The following is a 3,074-nucleotide window of genomic DNA, read 5'->3' on the forward strand; positions in this document are numbered from 1 at the left end:
GGTAATATATATCCATCAGAAGAGGAGAGCTCAACACGAATACCATCTACAAAGTTGGATCCGATAATTGCCACTTGAGCAGCCTGGGAGTTGTATGAAAAATTCGGTTCAATCCTGGATAATTCAGGTTCCGGAGCAGCCGCTAGCACCGTGAAGGCATTAGGAACAGAGCAATAAGAACCACTCTGGTTTACAGTTACATTCCAGAGATCAGTGGAGTGTATATACGCAATATCAAATACTCCGGTCAGATTATTACCCTGGAGCGTTCCGACTGAAGAGATATTTGTCATCCCACTCCTGCTCAGATTAACGGTATTTACATAATCAAAATTGGAACCTGTAAGGGTGAAGGGAACCCGGGTGCCTGCCTGACCTGTTGTTGGAAAAATACCTGTGACGACAGGTGGAGATATGGTACTTTCAGAAACAATAAACCCATTTGGTAATTCGAAGGTCTGGCCATACGGGTTAGTAACAGAAATATTCCATGTTCCGGCAGAAGCACTGGTAATTGGGAATAAACAGGAGATTGAATGAGGAGATATAACAGTTACATTGATTGCCGAGATATTATTCTGCCCTTGTTTAGTGAGATTGACTATTGATCGATCAAAGAGGTTATTGCCTGAGAGATTCGTTATGACAGCCGTGTGGTTGTTATACCCATGATTTGGATATACTGAATAGATTTCAGGAGAAGAATTCCAATACAGAGCATGTGCGGCATTCACTCTCCCATTGGTAACCGTGGGATAGAGATCCCCATTTCCAATAGGATCAGTAGTTGATAAGATCCGGTCTATTAGTTCCTGGTTTGTCAGGTTCGGATTCCAGCTTAGCAAAAGACCTGCTACCCCGGCAACGTGTGGAGTTGCCATAGATGTCCCGGATTGCCATGAATATGGCATTGAACCCCAGGAGGTGCTATATATATTGCCACCTGGAGCCATGAGATCAACAGAGGTTTTCCCATAATTGGATGACCCTGATTTATCATTATTGGAATCGATCGATCCAACACAAATAATATTGGGATTATGAAAGCCTGCAGGATATACAGGATTCTTATCATTGTCTGACGCGTAATTCATCGCAGTACATACCATGAGAAAATGAGTACTATTGATAGTATCAGACCATGCCTGTGAGAATGTGTACCCTCCATATGAGTTCGACGTAATCCGGGCACCCATCGTGTCTGCATACCGATACGCTGCGATTAAGGATGAGATATATATTCCTTTGGCAGTCACATTGTAGGTATTGAGTGGCATGATAGAGGTATGCCAGTTCACACCGCAGACTCCTAATCCATTATTTCCTACTGCTCCGATGGTTCCTGCACAATGGGTTCCATGCAGAGTTACAGCCATGGGATCCGGACGTTGGGTATCAAAGTTATATCCACGGTAGTCGTCAACATACCCGTTTCCATCATCATCGATGCCATTACTCGGAATCTCGTGATTGTTTACCCACATATTCCCAGCTAAATCTGGATGAGTATAATCAACCCCGGTGTCTATCACCGCGATAATAATATCTTTTGATCCTGTTGTGTCCCGCCAGGCTTCAGGTGCATTGATATCAACCCCGGGAATCCCCCCATCCTGCCCGGTGTTAAGCAGACCCCAGAGATCGTTGAAGTACGTATCATTAGGAATATTGGCCAGGTAATTTTCTTGATCTGATGCTGAAAGGGCAGAGGAATTATTCTCATCATCTGGCATACGAATTAGATAATCTGGTTCTGCATATGCGATATACGGGCTTTTTGAATACATCTCCATTGCTTCTGATAGATTGTTATTCCCAATTCTGACCAGTTCAAGACCGGGAAGGCCAAGTGGGGTATAATCAGTCATCACGGAGGCATCTGCCTGTGCATTGAGACGGGAGACTTCAGAAATGAACTCCTGAGAGGTATCCATATTGGTATTATATTTTACCAGAAGACGATCCTGAGCATACTCAAGAGTTCCTCTCGTTTCATGAGGTATGACAGAGTGGTTCGATGAGGTCTTATCGATGAAAGAGGTATTTTTTTGTTGAATGTCTGTATTGGCAGACATAAGTGGAATTATTGCTGAGATCAGAAGGATGATCAATACTATTCGCAGGTAAGAGATCCACACGCCCATGAAACAATATATTCGGAAACGTGATATAAAAACAGATGGTACCTGCAAATGTACCTTGTCAATATATGTGACATATTTTCTCTGACGATGTGATTGATTTCAGATATGTTATCAGCGGCAGGCTTTGAAAATAACCCCGGATTAAAATGCGAATTTCAAAAATTAAGCGTAGTATACACATCTATTTCAGTTCAACGTTTCATCACTAATGAGATATAAGGTATCAAATTTGACACCCTCAATTATGTATTATCACCGGTGAAATTCGATTAGATTCGCGATTCATCTCGTAAACGTCAGATACAGAAAATACATTCCGATCAGGATAATTCCACTACCAATTACACGATCCAGGGCATCACCACTCACCCGGGAATAATCCTTGATCTTCTTTCCTACTGCACCCCCAAGAGAACTGATAATGATGAGCGGGATTGACAGACCAATTGCATAGATAAGAATCGTGAAAAAGCCTTGCAAAGCGGTTTGATTCAGCGCAATATATGTCAAAACAATAAGAAGCATAGGAGCACCTCTCCCAACTGTTATTGCACCGAATGAGAGTCCAAGAAGAAATGATCCCGTCAGGGAGTATGATATCGGTGCCCTCAAAAAGTTGAAGATACTCCTGATAGGCGGTTTATAGACATGAAGAAGTTGTAATCCCATGAAAATAAGAATAATTCCTCCAATAAACCAGGCGATTGACTCGTTTATGAATAAAAGGTAATGTCCGATGAATCCGGCTATAAGTCCAAGAGGAAGGAGCACAAGAATAGTTCCGATGCAGAAGGATATCGTGAGTTTGAGAATATTTGGCAGAGATAACGATGTATTCCCACTGGTCAGATACCCAATAAGTCCAAGACAGAGAACGCTATTACATGGACATATCCCTGCTATCAATCCAAATATGAAAATACCCAGAAC

At 42.2% G+C, this 3,074-nt stretch carries 2 protein-coding genes; both read right to left on the reverse strand.

Annotation, left to right across the window (positions count from 1 at the left end; genetic code table 11):
* On the reverse strand, positions 1-2,144 hold a 2,144-nt coding region (locus VN429_RS07410; protein WP_325631566.1), incomplete at its 3' end, for a S8 family peptidase.
* Between the two features lie 282 nt (positions 2,145-2,426).
* Positions 2,427-3,074 (reverse strand): cytochrome c biogenesis CcdA family protein (locus VN429_RS07415; RefSeq protein ID WP_325631568.1); only part of this gene is annotated, 648 nt, incomplete at its 5' end.

Origin of the sequence: Methanospirillum sp. (assembly GCF_035560735.1) — an archaeon.
Lineage (GTDB): Archaea > Halobacteriota > Methanomicrobia > Methanomicrobiales > Methanospirillaceae > Methanospirillum.